This is a genomic window from Curtobacterium sp. NPDC087082 (assembly GCF_044745045.1).
GTDB lineage: Bacteria > Actinomycetota > Actinomycetes > Actinomycetales > Microbacteriaceae > Curtobacterium.
Genome location: NZ_JBIUZN010000001.1, coordinates 229,970 through 246,575 on the forward strand (window position 1 = coordinate 229,970; position 16,606 = coordinate 246,575).

15 protein-coding genes are annotated in these 16,606 nt (G+C 69.5%); 9 read left to right on the top strand and 6 right to left on the bottom strand.

Translation table 11 applies throughout. From position 1 onward, the window contains the following. The 3 genes from idi to ACIPEP_RS01010 all read left to right on the top strand — a co-directional run bounded on the left by idi (position 1) and on the right by ACIPEP_RS01010 (position 2,498). Positions 1-543, top strand: coding sequence for an isopentenyl-diphosphate Delta-isomerase (gene idi / locus ACIPEP_RS01000; protein WP_070417109.1), 543 nt, complete (start codon positions 1-3; stop codon positions 541-543). Positions 544-595: 52 nt separating this feature from the next. Continuing rightward, positions 596-1,198 carry a glycerol-3-phosphate responsive antiterminator gene (locus tag ACIPEP_RS01005; RefSeq protein ID WP_071294384.1) on the top strand — a complete coding sequence of 201 codons (603 nt, stop codon included), beginning with the start codon at positions 596-598 and terminating at the stop codon, positions 1,196-1,198. Between the two features lie 250 nt (positions 1,199-1,448). Further along, positions 1,449-2,498: a magnesium and cobalt transport protein CorA gene (locus ACIPEP_RS01010; RefSeq protein WP_402716212.1), complete on the top strand. Its 1,050-nt coding sequence runs from the start codon at positions 1,449-1,451 to the stop codon at positions 2,496-2,498. A 111-nt stretch (positions 2,499-2,609) separates the two neighbouring features. Here the strand turns inward: ACIPEP_RS01010 and ACIPEP_RS01015 are convergent, their stop codons facing one another. The 4 genes from ACIPEP_RS01015 to ACIPEP_RS01030 form a co-directional block, all read right to left on the bottom strand. Further along, complete coding sequence (locus ACIPEP_RS01015; protein WP_402716213.1) at positions 2,610-4,037, bottom strand: FGGY-family carbohydrate kinase; 1,428 nt, start codon at positions 4,035-4,037, stop codon at positions 2,610-2,612. Next, complete coding sequence (locus ACIPEP_RS01020) at positions 4,034-5,566, bottom strand: FAD-binding oxidoreductase (protein ID WP_402716214.1); 1,533 nt, start codon at positions 5,564-5,566, stop codon at positions 4,034-4,036. The genes ACIPEP_RS01015 and ACIPEP_RS01020 overlap by 4 nt, the downstream gene beginning before the upstream one ends. Before the next feature lie 97 nt (positions 5,567-5,663). Next, the gene (locus ACIPEP_RS01025; RefSeq protein ID WP_402716215.1) at positions 5,664-6,440 is read right to left on the bottom strand and encodes an SDR family oxidoreductase; all 777 of its coding nucleotides are present in this window, start codon (positions 6,438-6,440) and stop codon (positions 5,664-5,666) included. Between the two features lie 26 nt (positions 6,441-6,466). Further along, the gene (locus tag ACIPEP_RS01030; RefSeq protein WP_402716216.1) at positions 6,467-7,750 is read right to left on the bottom strand and encodes a nitrate/nitrite transporter; all 1,284 of its coding nucleotides are present in this window, start codon (positions 7,748-7,750) and stop codon (positions 6,467-6,469) included. A gap of 309 nt (positions 7,751-8,059) precedes the next feature. Between ACIPEP_RS01030 and ACIPEP_RS01035 the strand changes: the two genes are divergently transcribed. The 4 genes from ACIPEP_RS01035 (at position 8,060) to ACIPEP_RS01050 (ending at position 13,676) form a co-directional block, all read left to right on the top strand. Next, complete coding sequence (locus ACIPEP_RS01035; RefSeq protein ID WP_070417111.1) at positions 8,060-9,082, top strand: LacI family DNA-binding transcriptional regulator; 1,023 nt, start codon at positions 8,060-8,062, stop codon at positions 9,080-9,082. Between the two features lie 596 nt (positions 9,083-9,678). Then, complete coding sequence (mmsA, locus tag ACIPEP_RS01040) at positions 9,679-11,202, top strand: multiple monosaccharide ABC transporter ATP-binding protein (protein ID WP_175473765.1); 1,524 nt, start codon at positions 9,679-9,681, stop codon at positions 11,200-11,202. Further along, on the top strand, positions 11,199-12,491 hold the full coding sequence (gene mmsB, locus ACIPEP_RS01045; protein WP_070417112.1) for a multiple monosaccharide ABC transporter permease: 1,293 nt from the start codon (positions 11,199-11,201) through the stop codon (positions 12,489-12,491). Before mmsA ends, mmsB begins: the two co-directional genes overlap by 4 nt. 78 nt (positions 12,492-12,569) lie before the next feature. Continuing rightward, positions 12,570-13,676: a sugar-binding protein gene (locus ACIPEP_RS01050; RefSeq protein ID WP_070417113.1), complete on the top strand. Its 1,107-nt coding sequence runs from the start codon at positions 12,570-12,572 to the stop codon at positions 13,674-13,676. Positions 13,677-13,798: 122 nt separating this feature from the next. Here the strand turns inward: ACIPEP_RS01050 and ACIPEP_RS01055 are convergent, their stop codons facing one another. Both ACIPEP_RS01055 and ACIPEP_RS01060 read right to left on the bottom strand, forming a co-directional pair. Further along, entirely contained in the window at positions 13,799-14,176 is a 378-nt protein-coding gene (locus ACIPEP_RS01055) for a DUF86 domain-containing protein (protein WP_402716217.1), read from the bottom strand. Beyond that, positions 14,173-14,688: an XRE family transcriptional regulator gene (locus ACIPEP_RS01060; RefSeq protein WP_083403123.1), complete on the bottom strand. Its 516-nt coding sequence runs from the start codon at positions 14,686-14,688 to the stop codon at positions 14,173-14,175. Before ACIPEP_RS01060 ends, ACIPEP_RS01055 begins: the two co-directional genes overlap by 4 nt. A 154-nt stretch (positions 14,689-14,842) precedes the next feature. Here ACIPEP_RS01060 and ACIPEP_RS01065 point away from each other — a divergent pair, with 154 nt between their 5' ends. Beyond that, positions 14,843-15,853, top strand: a complete 1,011-nt coding sequence (locus ACIPEP_RS01065) for a hypothetical protein (protein ID WP_402716218.1) — start codon at positions 14,843-14,845, stop codon at positions 15,851-15,853. 194 nt (positions 15,854-16,047) lie between these two features. Further along, on the top strand, positions 16,048-16,602 hold the full coding sequence (locus ACIPEP_RS01070; protein WP_139199446.1) for a hypothetical protein: 555 nt from the start codon (positions 16,048-16,050) through the stop codon (positions 16,600-16,602). Positions 16,603-16,606 lie beyond the last annotated feature (4 nt).

A 16,606-nucleotide genomic window follows, 5' to 3' on the forward strand; every position in this document is an offset into this window, starting at 1 on the left:
ATGACGACTTTCCCTGAATCCGTGGTGCTCCTGGCCGATGACCGTACCCCGATCGGTACGGCGGACAAGTTCACGGTGCACACCGACCACACGCCCCTCCACCTGGCCTTCTCGTGCCACGTGCGGAACACCGACGGCGACGTCCTGGTGACCCGTCGTGCGCTGTCCAAGAAGACGTGGCCCGGGGTGTGGACGAACACGTTCTGCGGCCACCCCGGTCCCGACGAGTCGTTCGAGGACGCGATCGCCCGACGGGCCTCGCGTGAACTCGGCATCACCGTCCGCGACGTCGAGCTCGTGCTGCCGGACTTCCGGTACCGCGCCGTCGACGCCTCCGGGATCGTCGAGAACGAGGTCTGCCCGGTCTTCCGCGCGGTCACCGACGACGTCCCGGCTCCGGCCGACGACGAGGTCGCCGAGTACGCCTGGGTCTCCGAGGCCGCGCTGCGGGAGTCGGTCGCCGGTGCGCCGTTCGCGTGGAGCCCGTGGCTCGGGTGGCAGCTCACCGAGCTCGCGACGGCCGGTCTGCACATCACCCGCTGACCGGTGCGCGCCCGCCCGCGATTGTCAGGGCGCGTCATCGACAATGGTCGGTATGACCACGACGGAACGCGATGTCGCACCGCGGGCCGGAGCCGACGCCGTGCTCGACGCACTCCGCGACGACCCGGTGATCGCCAGCGTGAAGGACGCCTCCGCGCTCGACGAGGTGCTGGCCTCCGACCGGGGCGTCGTCTTCGTGCTCTACGGCAGCGTCCTCGACGTCGCGGACATCGTCGCCCGGGCGAAGGACGCCGGCAAGACCGTGCTCGTGGACGTCGACCTGCTCGACGGCTTCGCTGCCCGGGACGTCGTCGTGACGTGGATCGCCGAGCACACCCGAGCGGACGGCGTGCTCTCCACCAAGTCGAACCTCGTCCGGGCCGCCAAGCGCGCCGGGCTCGTCGCCGTGCAGCGCTTCTTCCTCGTCGACTCGTTCTCGTACCACCAGCTCCCCCGCGTGGTCGAGCAGGCCGGACCCGACGCGATCGAGATCCTGCCCGGGTGCATGCCGCGGGTGATCACCTGGCTCCGGGACGACACCGCCGTGCCGGTCATCGCCGGCGGCCTGGTGTGCGACAAGGCCGACGTGATGGCCGCCCTCGGTGCCGGAGCGGTCGCGGTCGCGTCGTCGAACCGCGACGTCTGGGGCATGTGAGCGTTCGTTCACTTGGCTCCGCCGACTCGACGGAGTAGGGTCGGCCGTCGGTCACGGGTGTGGCCACGAGGCTGCGCACCGCGGCCGACGGACCAGCAGAAGGGCAGGTGAGGCGCGATGTCGGGTGACCATCCTCGATCGGGCCGGCCGCCCCTGACGCTCGTCGCCGTGCCCGTTCGCTGAGCAAACCCCTCCCCGGAACCACTCCGGGGTCACTTCGCGCCTGCCTGCTCCCGAGAGGAGCACGCACATGGCACTGATCGACAACGCGATCTACGTCGAGGGACGTCGCGTCGGGTCACCGTCGACCCTGTCGCTCGCCACCGGGGGCGACCTCGCCTGGATCGGGCTCTTCCGCCCGGACGACACCGAGCTCGAGGCCGTCGCGACCGAGTTCGACCTGCACGAGAACGCGGTGGAGGACGCCCGCAAGGGACACCAGCGCGCGAAGCTCGAGCGGTACGGCGACACGCTCTTCCTGGTGCTCCGACCCGCGTGGTTCGACGTCACTGCCGAGACCGTCGAGTTCGGTGAGGTGCACCTGTTCGTCGGCGACCGGTTCGTGGTGAGCGTCCGGCACGCCGAGCGTCCCGACCTGGCGGCGCTCCGTGCCCGGGTCGAGGCCGACCCGGAGTTCCTCGCCCGGGGCTCCGAGGCCGTCACCGCCGCCGTGCTCGACGAGGTCGTCGACGGCTACGCCCCCGTGGTCGAGATCCTGCAGGACCACGTCGACGCCATCGAGGACCAGCTGTTCGCCGGGCAGGTCGACCCCGGCGTCTCGAAGCGGATCTACCAGCTCCTCAGCGAAGTGCTGGCCTTCCAGCGCGCCACGAAGCCGGTGCCCGCGATGGTGAAGGGGCTGCTCCGCGGCGCCGACAAGTACGGCGTCGACGACGAGGTCCAGCACCGCCTGCGGAACGTGCTCGACCACGCGCTGCGGGTCACCGAGCGGGTGGACTCGTTCCGGGCCCTGCTCGAGAACGCCCTGACGCTGCACGCGACCCTGGTGTCGCAGGAGCAGAACGAGGCGATGCGCCGCATGACCAGCGCCAGCCTCGCGCAGGGCGAGGAGAGCCGCCAGCTCGCACGCGCCGCGCACCGGCAGGGCGAGGAGGTCAAGAAGATCTCCTCGTGGGCGGCGATCCTCTTCGCCCCGGGACTCATCGCGGGGGTCTACGGGATGAACTTCGACCACATGCCCGAGCTCCACTGGCGGTACGGCTACCCGGTCGCGATCCTCGGGATGCTCGCCCTGATGGGCGTGCTCTGGGCGATCTTCCGCAAGCGCAACTGGCTCTAGACGGTCGCAGCGACGGACGGTCGCAGCGACGGACGGTCGCAGCGACGGACGGGAGGCGCGGTGCCAGCTGACACCGCGCCTCCCGTCCTCCGAGCGATCGCGTCGCACCCGTCAGCCGACGATGGCCGCCGTCCGCCGGTAGACCTCGTCGGTGTGCGCCGTCACGTCCGCGTGCACGGCACGCAGCGCGTCGTACACCGCCGCGGCCGACGGGTCCGGCGTGAAGCGGTCCCGCTCGACGACCATCGCCGCGGCCGCAGCCTCGAACGACGGGTGCACCCCGGTCGCGACCGCCGCGCAGATCGCCGCCCCGCGCCCTGCAGCACTGTCGCCCACCACACGGATGGTCGGCGCCTGGAACACGTCCGACATGATCTGCATCATCAGGTCGGACGACGAGCCACCGCCGGAGACGACCACCCGGCGGTACGCCGTCCCGAGCTCGGCGGCCATGGCATCCCCGCGGTCGCGCATCGTCATCGCGATGCCCTCGAGGATCGACCGGTACACGTGCGCCCGGCCCTGCCGTCCGTCGAACCCGAGGATCGAACCCTTCCGGAACGTCGCGTCGGCCGGCGCGAGCCAGTCCAGGACGGTCAGCAGCCCGTCCGAGCCCGCGGGGACATCGGCGGCCTCGCGGCCCAGTCGGTCCTCGGCGCGCTCGCCCGCCGCGTCGGCCGCTGCTGCGAAATCCGGCCCGAGCAGGTCGCGGAACCAGCTCACGGTCCACATGCCGCGACGGATGCCGCCGGACTCGTAGAGGTAGCGGCCCGGCTCCGAGCCGAAGTTCGTCCAGAAGTCGGACGCCCCGTCGATGTTCCGCTCGCCGACCGACATGCCTGCGATGTACGTGCCGAGCGACACGAGGAGCGTCGTCGGGTCGAGGAGTCCGCAGCCGAGGGCCTCCACGGCCTTGTCGTTGGCCGTCGCGACCACCGGCAGGCCGACCGGGAGGCCCGTGGCCGCCGCGGCCTCGGCCGTGACGGTGCCGAGGACCTCGCCCGGCGCGACGAGCTCGACCAGCTGGTCGCGTCGCATGCCGGTCGCGGCATACGCCGCTTCGTCCTCGCTCCACCGCCAGGTGTCGGTGTCGATCGGCCAGACTCCTTGGTAGTTCGCCGCGGTGTCCCGGAAGGCACCGGTGAGCCGGTGCGTGACGTACCCGGAGGACGTCGTGACGTACGCCACGTCGTCCTGCTCGGCGACGAAGGGCGCGCCGACGCGGGCGTCCATCCAGCTCAGGACCGGCTGGGCGAGTGACCCGTCGGCGCGGAGCACCGCCCGGCAGAACCGGATCGTGCAGAGGCCGACGCCGACGATCTCGGACGGGTCGCCCGGGAACGCCTCCATCGCGATCCGGCACGCCGCCGCGATCGAGTCCCAGAGGTCGTCGTCCGGGTGCTCGACCACTCCAGGTGCCGGCGTGTGGTTCGGCCGCAGCGGCACACGCCCCTCGGCGACGACCCCGCCCCGCTCGTCGAAGACCGTGACCTTCGACGACTGCGAGCCGTTGTCGATGCCGACGAGGTACCTGGTCATGCGCCGGTGCGCCCGCTCGTCGCGCGACCGAAGGTGGTGTCGGGGTCGGCCGCGGCCGGCTGGATCGCGCCCGGCTCCGGGAAGATCGTGCCCTTGTTCATGATGCCCTTCGGGTCGAACTGCGCCTTGAGTCCCTGCATGATCGCGAACGCCGAGCCGTGCTCCTCCTCGACCCAGGGGGTGCGGTACTTGCCGACACCGTGGTGGTGGACCATCGAGCCACCGTGGCGCAGCGCCTCCTCGACGATGATCGCGTTGAGGGGGATGTGGTACTTCTCGATCTCCTCCTCGGGCGAGCAGTCGATGCGGTAGTCGTACACGAAGTACATGTTCGTGCCGGTCTGGTAGCTGTGCGACGAGTGGCCGCCGAGCATCGTCAGGTCGCCGGCGTACGGGTACTCCTCGCGGATGCGGCGCATGACCGCGTCGTACACGTCGCCGACGGCCGACCAGTCCGCCGAGACCTCGGTCGTGTAGCCGAGCTGCCCGTCCCGCAGCATGACGGCCTTCTCGGCGTCGATCTTGTCCTGGCCCCAGTTGAGGTTGTCGAACCACGCCTCGATGAGCGCGGGGTCGACCTGCTCGTGCGGGTGCTGGGCGAGGACTCGCTCGATCTCCTCCGAGGTCGCACGGACGATGCCGGCGGGCCCCTCGGCGACGAAGACCACGACGCACTTGTCCTTCGAGAAGTGCGAGAAGTGCTGGTTGGCGTCCTCCGGCGAGTACAGCCGCACGACCGAGGGGTGGAAGCCGTTCGTGATGACCTCGCGCAGGATCGCGATGCCCGTGCGCATGTCGTCGACGAGTGCGCCGTGGAACTCGTTGTTCTCCGGCTGGTACCTGAAGAGCTTGACCGTGACCTCGGTGATGACGCAGAGCGCACCCTCGTTGCCGATGACCACGTGGCGGATGTCCGGGCCGGCCGAGCGGCGCGGGACGGCCTTGATGCGACGGACCTTCCCGCCGGGGAACACGGCCTCGAGCCCGACGACCATGTCCTCGATCGCGCCGTACAGGCTGGAGAACTGCCCGATCGAGCGGGTCGCGACGAGGCCGCCGTACTGGGCGAGCGGCTTCGACTGCGGCGAGTGGCCGGTGGTGAGGCCCTGCAGGCGGAGCTCGTCCTCGAGGCGCTGGAGCGGCACACCGGCCTGCACCGTGACCTGCATGTTCTCCGGGTCGATCTTCAGGACGGCGTCCATCCGCGAGCAGTCGAGCACGATCGTGTCGACGACGCTCGTCTCGAGGCCGCCCTCGGTGCCGGTGCGACCGGTGCGCGGGACGATGTTGACGAGGTTGTCGTCCGCGAACGCCAGGATCGCGGCAACGTCCTCGGTGGACTCGGCGTTGACGATCGCGACGGGGGTCGGGGCGTCGTGGATGCCGTGCACGGACTGGTACTTCTTGAACCGGTCGACGCTGGCGTCCTTGAGGTGCTGCTCGTCCGTGTCGATCTGTTCGGGGCGGACGATGCCGGCGAGACGCTGCAGGATCTCGGCCCGGTCGAGGGTGGCGATCGAGTCGATCATGGTGGTGAGCCCTTCGTTGGTGTGTTTCGTTGCTCTGGTCTGGTGGTCTGTGCCCTGGAGGCGCGTGGCGGCGCCGTCACGCGCTTCCTGTCCGTCGTCAGCGGACGAGGTACCCGCCGTCGACGGTGAGGGTGTGGCCGTTCACGTAGTCGGATGCGCGCGAGGCGAGGAAGACCGTCGCGCCCATGAGGTCGGCGACGTCGCCCCAGCGCCCGGCCGGGATGTGGTCGAGCACGCGCTGGTTCGTCTCCGGGTCCGACCGGGTCTGCTCGGTGATCTTCGTGGCGAAGTACCCGGGCGCGATCGCGTTCACCTGCACGTTGTGCTGCGCCAGCTCGTCGCAGTACGCCTTCGTGAAGCCGACGATCCCGTGCTTGGTCGCGGCGTACGCGGGCGACCACTGTCCGCCGAGGAACGCGAACAGCGACGCGATGTTGATGATCTTGCCCGCGCCCTGCGCGACGAAGTGCTTCGCGACGGCGTGCCCGAGGGCGAACGGCGCGGTGAGGTTCACGGCGATCATCGGGTCCCACTTCGCGCGGTCGAACGCCTCGACGTCGTCGAGCAGGCAGATGCCCGCCGAGTTGACGAGCACGTCGACCCCGCCGAGCTGCTCCGTGCACGCGTCGACGATGCGCGTCGGGGCGTCGGCGGCGGTGAGGTCGACCTCGAGGAACTCGTACCGGCGTCCCTCGCCCTCGACGAGCGCCCGGGTGGTGCCGTCGTCGTCGACCACGCTCGGCACGAACACGTCGGCGCCGGCCTTGGCGAGGGCGAGCGAGAACGCCTGGCCGAGGCCCGAGTTGCCGCCGGTGACGATCGCTCGCTTGCCAGCGAGCGAGAACAGGTCCATCGAGAAGTCGCGGATGTCCATGGGGTGAGGGGTCCTTTCGAGGTGGGTCAGGCGGCGACGACGACGTCGGGCGCCGGGCGGTTCCGCAGTTCGCGTGCACGGACGCGCATGGTGAGGGTGGTGAGCAGGAAGCCGAGGACGGCGGCGCCGAGGAGGACGGCGAACATGGTCGTGTAGCCGCCGCCCTGCGAGGGCACGCCGTTCGCCGGGTCGCCGACCCACCACGCGCCGAGGGCGGGGAGGAAGGCGTCCGGCAGGTAGGCGATGCCCGAGGCGAGCCCGATCACGCCGCCGCGCTGGGCGAGCGGGACCTCGACCTCGCCGATCTGCGCCCAGTAGATGCCGCGCGAGGTGAACACCGCGAGGCACATCACGATCATGAGCACGACGGCGATCCACACGAGGGCGGGGTCGTGCGGCAGGAGCAGGAAGCCCACGGCGCTGATCGCCGCGACGACGAACGCCCACCGGAGGAACGCCGGCGACGACTTCGTCCACCGGTCGACGAGCACGCCGCCGACCGGGCCGCCGACGATCTGGAACACGTACGTGCGGACGACGCCGATCGCCCCGAGGAGCACGACGGGCACCGCGAAGCCGTCCTGCAGCAGCGGCGTGAGGTAGCCGAGCAGCGTGTAGAAGCAGTACATCGCCATGATCGAGAAGCCGATGAGCCAGGTGTACTTGTTGCGGGCGGCGGCCCCGAGTTCCCGGAGCGACACGGCCTGGCGTCCGACCTGGCCGAGGGCGTCCCGGTCGGTGCGGACCACGACCAGGACGAGCACGGCGAACACCAGGCAGAGCACGCCGTAGATGCGCATCACCCAGAGGACCCCGCCCGTCTCGGCGATCGCGGCGGCGACGATGGCGGCGCCGACGAAGCCCACGACGGTCGACGTGATGCCGCGGACGCCCTCGAGCCAGCCGAAGAGCTTGCCCTGCTCGTCGGCGGTCCCGAGCATCGAGACGAGCTTCACGAGCGACGACCAGTACAGCCCCATGCCGAGGACGGCCATGAGCACGTGGGCGACCACGACGCCGGTCTCACCGGGCACCGTCGACAGCCAGAGGTCGACGATCCCCATCCCCGCGAGCGCGATCACGATGAGCACCTTCGGCGAGAAACGGTCGGCGAACCAGCCCCCGCAGAAGTACATGAGCACGGCGACGGCGCCGAAGACCGACGTGATCTCGCCGTAGCGCTGGATGGTGAGGTCGAGCGCGTGCGCGGTGTCCGCGAGGAACACGAACCGGATGTACGCGACCTGGAAGATCACGCCGCCGGTCATCGACAGGACGATGAAGCTCGTCAGTCTGCGGGCCTTGGTCAAGACCACTCCTTCGTGGTGGATGGGGTTCGGTGGACGCAAAAAAGAGAACAGCGACACCCCAGCGCTGGTGCGCTGCGGGTGTCGCTGTTCTCTGAGGTCTGGAGCGACTGCCGTCCTCGGGTGGACGGCCGATCTGCAGTTGTACGTTCCGGTACGGGCGATATGCCGGATACGACGTGAACCGTACCCCACCGGATCGGGAAACGACAACTCAGGTGGCGTGGATGCCGGAGGCGTGCATAATGATCTGGCTCGGAATGTGAACGTGCACATGGGCGTGCCACGGCCCCGGGCAGGAAACGAGTAGCAATGGCGTCGACGCGGGCACAGCAACCGCGGTCGCCCAGCATCCGCGACGTCGCGCGGGTTGCCGGTGTGTCCCACCAGACGGTGTCTCGGGTGCTCAACAACTCGGACGCGATCCGGGCCGAGACCCGCGACCGTGTCCTCGCGGCGATGGAGCAGCTGCAGTACCGGCCGAACCGTGCCGCACGGGCACTGGTCACCAGCCGGACGCGGACGATCGGTGTGCTCACCGCGCAGCGCTCGCACTACGGGCCGGCGGTGACGATGCAGGCGATCGAGGACGCCGCGGTCAGCCGCGGGTACTCCGTCACGACGGCCAACATCGCCGAGCCGACCGACACCGCCGTCCGCGACGGCCTCGGGCACCTGCTCGACCAGGACGTCGAGGGGATCGTGGTCATCGCGCCGCAGCAGCGGGTGTTCGACCTCATCGAGGAGCTCGGGATCCGGACGCCGTACGTCACGATGCGCTCGAGCGTCGGCGAGGACCCGACCGCGCTCTGGGTCGACCAGATGGAGGGCGCCCGGCTCGCGACGGCGCACCTGCTCGACCTCGGGCACGAGTACGTCCGGCACATCGCCGGACCGCAGGACTGGATCGAGGCAGACGCCCGGATGCAGGGCTTCCTGCGCGAGATGTCCGACCGCGACATGCCCGTCGTCCCGCCGATCCTGGGCGACTGGTCCGCCGACTTCGGGTACCACGCCGGCCGGGAGCTCCTGCGCTGGCGGGACTGCACCGCGATCTTCTGCTCGAACGACGCGATGGCGCTCGGGGTGGTGCACGCCGCACGCTCGTACGGCCTCGACGTCCCGGGGGACCTGTCGGTGGTGGGCTACGACGACATCCCCGAGGCGAAGCACTTCTGGCCGCCGCTCACGACCGTGCAGGTGGACTTCGCCGAACTCGGCCGACGGTGCGTGGACCTGCTCCTGCCCGGCGACGACGACGCCGTCCTCCGGCCGATCGACATCGTGCCCCAGCTCGTGGTGCGCGGCTCCACGGGCGCCCCGCGCAAGCGCTGAGCGCGGCGCGGGCGCCGCCGTGCCGCCCTTCGTGAGCAGAAATGGTCGGGTCGGGCAACGCGACCCGACCATTCCTGCTCACGATGCGGAGCGGGCGCGGCCCCGCGGGGCGGGCGCGGCCCCGCGGGGCGGGCGCGCCCGTGCGGGGCGGGCACGGCCGTGCGGGGCGGGCGCGGCCGCGCGGGGTGGGCGCGCCCGTGCGCGGACGGGAGGCGCGGGGCGGCGCCGACCCGCGCCTCCAGGCCGTCATCGACCCACCCGGGTACCCCAACGCGGGGGACGTGCGGTGCCCGGTTCCGCCAGATCACGCGGCCCGTTACACAAACGCGACCAAACCGAATTGACAGGCGCGCCGATCGCGTGCGTAGTATTACCTCCGTTCCGCCGATGTGAACGGTCACATGACCGTCACGACGCGGGACTCCGGACGCGACAACGAAGTCCACACAGGCCTCCTGTGCCCTTCGTCGCCGCTCGCAGAACCACCCGAAGGACTGCCGCATCGCAGCGGCAGAAGGAGATGCACCGTGGCGTCAACCCCGATCGACACCGGCCTCGAGACCCGGTCGATCACCGCACCCGAGACGATCCTCGAGATGCGCTCGATCACCAAGGAGTTCCCTGGTGTGAAGGCGCTGTCCGACGTCTCGCTCAGCGTCCGTGCCGGCGAGATCCACGCGATCTGCGGCGAGAACGGCGCCGGCAAGTCGACCCTCATGAAGGTCCTGTCCGGCGTCTACCCGTACGGCACCTACGACGGCGAGATCGTCTTCGAGGGCGAAGAGGTCCGGTTCAAGGACATCAAGCAGTCCGAGCAGTCCGGCATCGTGATCATCCACCAGGAGCTCGCGCTGATCCCGGAGCTCTCGATCACCGAGAACCTGTTCCTCGGCAACGAGCCGGGCAAGTTCGGCGTCATCGACTGGACGAGCGCTCAGCTCCGTGCACAGGACCTGCTCGCCCGCGTCGGCCTCGCCGACGACCCGGACACGCAGATCAAGAACATCGGCGTCGGCAAGCAGCAGCTCGTCGAGATCGCCAAGGCCCTGCACAAGGACGTCAAGCTCCTCATCCTCGACGAGCCGACCGCGGCGCTCAACGAGAACGACTCGCAGCATCTCCTCGACCTCATCGTCGGGCTGAAGGCCAAGGGCATCTCGAGCATCATCATCAGCCACAAGCTGAACGAGATCGAGCAGATCGCCGACGAGATCACGATCATCCGCGACGGCAAGACCATCGAGACGCTGAACGTCAAGGGCGACGGCGTCAACGAGGACCGCATCATCCGCGGCATGGTCGGCCGCTCGCTCGAGAGCCGCTTCCCGGACCGCACCCCGAAGATCGGCGAGACCTTCTTCGAGGTCCGCGACTGGACCGTCCAGCACCCGCTCGACTCCTCGCGCCTGGTCTGCAAGGGCTCGAACTTCCACGTGAAGCGCGGCGAGATCGTCGGCTTCGCGGGTCTGATGGGCGCCGGCCGCACCGAGCTCGCGATGAGCATCTTCGGCCGCTCCTACGGCACGTGGCTCGGCGGGCAGATCATCAAGGACGGCGAGGAGATCAAGGTCACCAACGTCCAGCAGGCGATCGAGCACGGCATCGGCTACGTCTCCGAGGACCGCAAGGCGCTCGGCCTCAACCTGCTCGACACGGTCAAGCGATCGACCGTCGCGGCCGACCTGCAGAAGATCTCGAAGGCCGGCGTCGTGGACTCCCTCGAGGAGTACAACGTCGCCGAGAAGTACCGGAAGCTGCTCCGCACGAAGGTGCCGACCGTCGAGGAGAACGTCGGCAAGCTCTCCGGCGGCAACCAGCAGAAGGTCGTCCTGTCGAAGTGGATGTTCACCGACCCGGACATCCTCATCCTCGACGAACCGACCCGCGGCATCGACGTGGGCGCCAAGTTCGAGATCTACGGCATCATCCAGCAGCTCGCAGCCGAGGGGAAGGGCATCATCCTCATCTCCTCCGAGCTCCCCGAACTCCTCGGCCTCTCCGACCGGATCTACACGATCTTCGAGGGCCAGATCACGGCCGACATCCCCTCGGAACAGGCCGATCCAGAAACGCTCATGCGCAGCATGACCTCCGCGCGGAAGGGCGCTCTCGTCTCATGAAGAACCTGAAACTGCTGTTCGGCAAGGGCAACAGCATCGGCCAGTACGGCATGATCATCGCGTTGATCGCGATCGTGATCTTCTTCTCGATCACGACCAAGGGCCTGATCCTCGAGCCGACGAACGTCATCAACCTGTTCCTGCAGTACTCCTACATCCTCATCCTCGCGCTGGGGATGGTGATGGTGATCATCGCCGGCCACATCGACCTGTCGGTCGGTTCGGTCGCGGCGTTCGTCGGCATCATCGTCGCGCAGTCGATGTCCGTGTGGCACTGGCCGGCATGGGCCGCGATCATCCTCGGCCTCGCCGTCGGCGCCCTCGTCGGTGCCTGGCAGGGCTTCTGGGTGGCGTTCGTCCGGGTCCCCGCGTTCATCGTGACGCTGGCCGGTCAGCTCATCTTCCGCGGTGCGAACCAGATCATCGGCCAGTCGACCTCGGTGCCGACCCCGGACTCGTACAACGCCATCGGCGCTGGCTACCTCGGCGACTTCGGCCCGGACTTCGGGTACTCGAACGGCACGCTGCTCATCGGTCTGGCCACGATCATCGCCCTGATCGTCATCGAGGCCCGCGGCCGCTCCCGCCGCAAGAAGATGCAGGCCGAGGTCCCGCCGCTGTGGGTATCGATCGTCCGCACGGGCGTCCTCGTCGCCGTCACGCTCGTCGCGACCTACCTGTTCGGCGCCGGCCCCGTCGGTACCTCGATCCCGATCGTCGCGATCATCCTCGGTGTCCTCACGATCATCTACGGCTTCATCACGAAGAACACGATCTTCGGTCGCCAGGTCTACGCGGTCGGCGGCAACGCGAGCGCCGCGGTGCTCTCCGGTGTCAGCGCCCGCAAGGTCAACTTCTTCGTCATGGCGAACATGTCCGTGCTCGCCGCGGTCGCCGGCATGGTGTTCGTCGGCTACTCGAACGCCTCGGGTCCGGCTGACGGCACCGGCTGGGAGCTCGACGCGATCGCCGCCGTGTTCGTCGGTGGCGCCGCGGTCGCGGGTGGCATCGGCACGATCTCCGGGTCGATCATCGGTGGCCTCGTGATGGCGCTCCTGTCGAACGGCCTCCAGCTCATGGGCATCGAGTCGAACAAGGTGCAGATCATCCGTGGTCTCGTCCTCCTCGTCGCGGTCGCCTTCGACGTCTACTCGAAGTCCCAGGGCCGCCCGTCGCTCATCGGCGGCATGATGCGGCAGTTCCAGAAGAAGGACACCGAGCAGAACACGGTGGCAGCCCAGCAGCCGCAGTCCATCCAGGACCAGCCGGACAAGGTCAACACCCAGTAAAGACGTGGCGCCCCGGGCTCCCGGGGCGCTCGAACCCCTCACCACAGCACCACCCCTCAACGAAGAGAAAGCACTCACATGCGCAAGAAGCTCATCGCCGGCATCGGCCTGGCGCTCGTCGCGGGCCTCGCCCTCAGCGGCTGCTCGGCCCGCGGCACCTCCGGCTCGGACTCGGGCTCGAGCACCGAGATCAAGAAGGGCGACCTCATCGGTGTCGCCCTGCCGGCCAAGACCTCGCAGAACTGGGTGCTCGCGGGCGCCGCGTTCGAGAAGTCGATCGAGGACGCCGGCTTCAAGGCCGACATCCAGTACGCCAACGCCGGCAACCCCGTCCCGGACCAGCAGTCGCAGATCTCGGGCATGGTCACCAAGGGCGCCAAGGTCGTCATCATCGGTGCCGCCGACGGTTCGCAGCTCGGCTCGCAGGTCAAGGCCGCCAAGGCGAAGGGCGTCACCGTCATCGCCTGGGACCGCAACATCCTGAACACCAAGAACGTCGACTACTACGTGGCGTTCAACAACTACAAGGTCGGCCAGCTGCAGGCGCAGGCACTCCTCGACGGCCTCAAGGCCGAGAAGGGTGACGGCCCCTACAACATCGAGCTCTTCGCCGGTTCGGCGGACGACGCGAACGCCACCGTGTTCTTCAACGGTGCGATGAACGTCCTCGAGCCGAAGATCAAGGACGGCACCGTCAAGGTCACGTCCGGCCAGGAGACCTTCCAGAAGGTCCAGACCAAGGGCTGGCTCGCGCAGAACGCCCAGTCCCGCATGACGGACCTCCTGTCGCAGTACTACTCGGGTGACACCAAGCTCGACGGCGTCCTGTCGCCGAACGACACCCTCGCCCGTGCGATCCTGACCGCGACGAAGGCCGCCGGCAAGCCGAACCCGGTCGTCACCGGCCAGGACTCGGAGACCGCGTCGATCCCGCTCATCATGCAGGGCACGCAGTACTCGACGATCTACAAGAACACCACCGAGGAGGCGCAGGCCGCCATCGACCTGGTGTCCGACCTCTCGAAGGGCAACAAGCCCGACACCAAGATCGACAAGACGAACAACTACAACGGCGTCAAGACGGTCCCGGCGATCGAGCTCACCCCGGTCCTCGTGACCAAGGAGAACGCGGTCGAGGCCTACAAGGGCAACGACACCCTCGAGGCACTCGCCAAGAAGGGCTGATCTCCCCGATCACACGACGACGGCCCCGTCTCGCTCCGGCGAGACGGGGCCGTCTCGCGTTCGCGGCGGGGGCACGGTCGGACGGGAGGCGCGGGCTGGGGCCGACCCGCGCCTCCCGTCCGTCACTGCGGCAGGTCCACTGCCCCTGCCGCGCCCCGACGGTCACCGCGCGCTGCGTGCGCGGCGCGCAGGCGGTGGACCGCCTCGCAGAGCGATGGCACGTCCACCCGGGCCGTCCCGAACACCACGGCCGGCGTCGTGTCGAAGTACCGCCGGGTGAGGCGTTCGCCGAGGAGCGACACCCGCGACCACGGGATGCTCGGCTCGGTCGACGTCACCGCGCTCGGGAGCATCCGGACCGCCTCGCCGATCTCGACCAGTCGCATCCGGACCGCGTCGTACACGAGGCCCTCCGGCAGGGCGTCGTCGTCGACGTAGGCACGGATCACCCCGCACGCACGGATCACGTCGTCGAGCCGGTCCCCGACGTCGCGGCTCACAGCGGCACCGCGTCCCGGACGGCGTCGGCGCCCATGCCGGCGGCGTCCACCACGTCCACCCGCACGCCGAGGAGCTGCTCCGCCTCGTCCTGGATCCGCATGAGCGCGAAGATGCCGAGCCCGGGATCGAGGTCCACCATCAGGTCGACGTCGCTCGCCGGGCCGTCCTCGCCCCGGGCCACGCTGCCGAAGAGCCGGGGGTTGCGGCCACCGAGGCGCTGCACGATCGCGACGAGTTCCCGCCGTGCGGCCATCACCCGTTCGCGGAGGGGCGGCGGTTCCTCGACGGGGTGCAGGTCGATCGCGGCCGTGAACCCCGCTGCGAGCAGGAGCCGCTGCAGTGCGGCGAGGGACGGCTCGCGGCGTCCGTTCTCGTAGGTGCTGATGACGCTCTGCGTGACGCCGGCGCGGTCGGCGAGCTGCACCTGGGTGAGTTCGGCGCGGAGGCGGGCGTCCCGGATGAGCCCGGCTGCCGACACTGGCGGCGCGGGTCGTGGGAGTACTGCGGACATGCGGCCACGATACACAGAATGCGACATTTCTTTACGCACATCCTGCGGTTCGGAGTGCCGCGTCCAGAAGATTGCGACGGGCGATATCGCGGGCCGCGTTATGCCGAATACAAGTTTTTCCATTCGACGTCCGCTTTGCTTGTACGATCACGCCATGGACGTCGTGCGAGGCCTCGAGTTGCTCGAGTTGCTCGAGACAGTTGTGCCCGACCTGGACCTCTCCGTCCGTGCGACCTCGTCACGGACCGCCACTCTGACGTCTCGGCAGGGACTCCGCCACGTGCTCATCCGGGCGCTCGACACCCCTCCGACCCCGGCGCGCGTGATGCGTGAGCTGGGCACTCTCGGCCGAGGCGCGATGGCGGCTGAAGCGCTGCTGTACGTCGTTCCACGATCGACCGCCTCCCTCCGCGCGATCGCGCTCGCTGACCCGCGGGTGATCGTCGCGGCCGTCGACCAAGGTGCCGTACTGATCGACGGCACCGAGTGGTCGCGGACGCCCGTTCCGGCCCCGGTTCGTGGCTCACGCGGCCGCACGCCCTGGGGACGGTTCGCGCTGATGCGAGCGCTCGTGCGCACCGGCGCTCCGCGAACACAGTCCGAACTCGCGAGCGAGACGGGCGTCACCCAGCAGGCGATCGCGCTCGCCCTGCCCGCGTTGCACAGCCTCGGCGTGGAGCGAACGGCCGGAGGATGGGTCGGTCGTGATGCCTCAGCACTGTGGGACGAGTTCCTGTCGGCGTACCCGGGCCCGTCGGGGGTACGCAGACGCTGGACGAGCGTGGCCGCGCTCGACCTCCAGCGGCAGCGGGCAGTCGAGGCAGCGCGCTCCGAGTCACGTCCGGTGCTCGTCTCCGGCGACTCGGCCGCCGACACCCTCGCGCCGGTTCGTCGCCCGGTCGTCGCGGTCCTCTACAGCGAGGCCGACCTCGACCTCGCGGCACGCTTCACCACGGCACCACTCGGTGACGAGACGCTCGCGGTGGTCGTCCCCGCAGATCCCACCGTCTTCGCGACCGCTCGAGCCTGGGACCCGCACGGCGCACCGACGCTCACGGATCCGCTGGTCACGGCATGGGAGGTCGCCAACTCCCGGGGTCCCGACCGCGACGACGCGGTCTTGGCACTGCGCCGCGTCACGCTCGACGGGCGGGACGAACGGTGATCCGTGTGAGCGTGGTGGTCCCGTGCACCTCGGTCGCCGACGAACTCGCTTTCGCCTCGCTCGGTGACGCAGTACGCGCGATCGCCGATCGCAGCGCCGCGCGCATCGTCGGAGGCCACATGGTCGGACTGCTCCTGACAGCGTTCCCGGTGGAGGGACTCGCGGCGCGGCGGACCGTCGACGCTGACGCGGGCGTGAGCACTGAGATCGCCGCCCGCGGTGACGTGGTCGACAGGCTGCTCGCCGACGGGTACCGGGCAACCGCCGGAAACCGGTTCGAGCGGGACGGCCGAACGATCGACCTGCTCGTGGAGTCGCTCGACGGACGCTTTCGCCCACGGCACCTCGGCGGGCGGCACTTCGACGCGAGTCCCGGCCTCGACGTCGTCCTCGCACAGGACCCGATCGAGGTCGACACGACCGTGGTCGACACCCACGGTCGCGAAGAGCGCTTCGTGGTCCGGGTCCCGACCGTCGAGATGGCGACGATCCTCAAGACGTACGCCTGGGCTTCGCGCCGCTCCACGAAGGACCTCGCAGACCTCGGGCACCTGCTGGAGATCCGTCATGCACACGGTGCCGACGCCGTCGGCGGGTGGGCCCTCGACACCGAACCGGTGAGCGGGCGCCGGCTGGACACCGCACGAACACTCCGGAGCATCAGGCCGGCCGATGCACGATTCGCGGACTCCGGGATCGCCGGGCCACGCTTCGTCGCGCTGATCAGGGAGTACATCGCGGTGGTCTGACGTC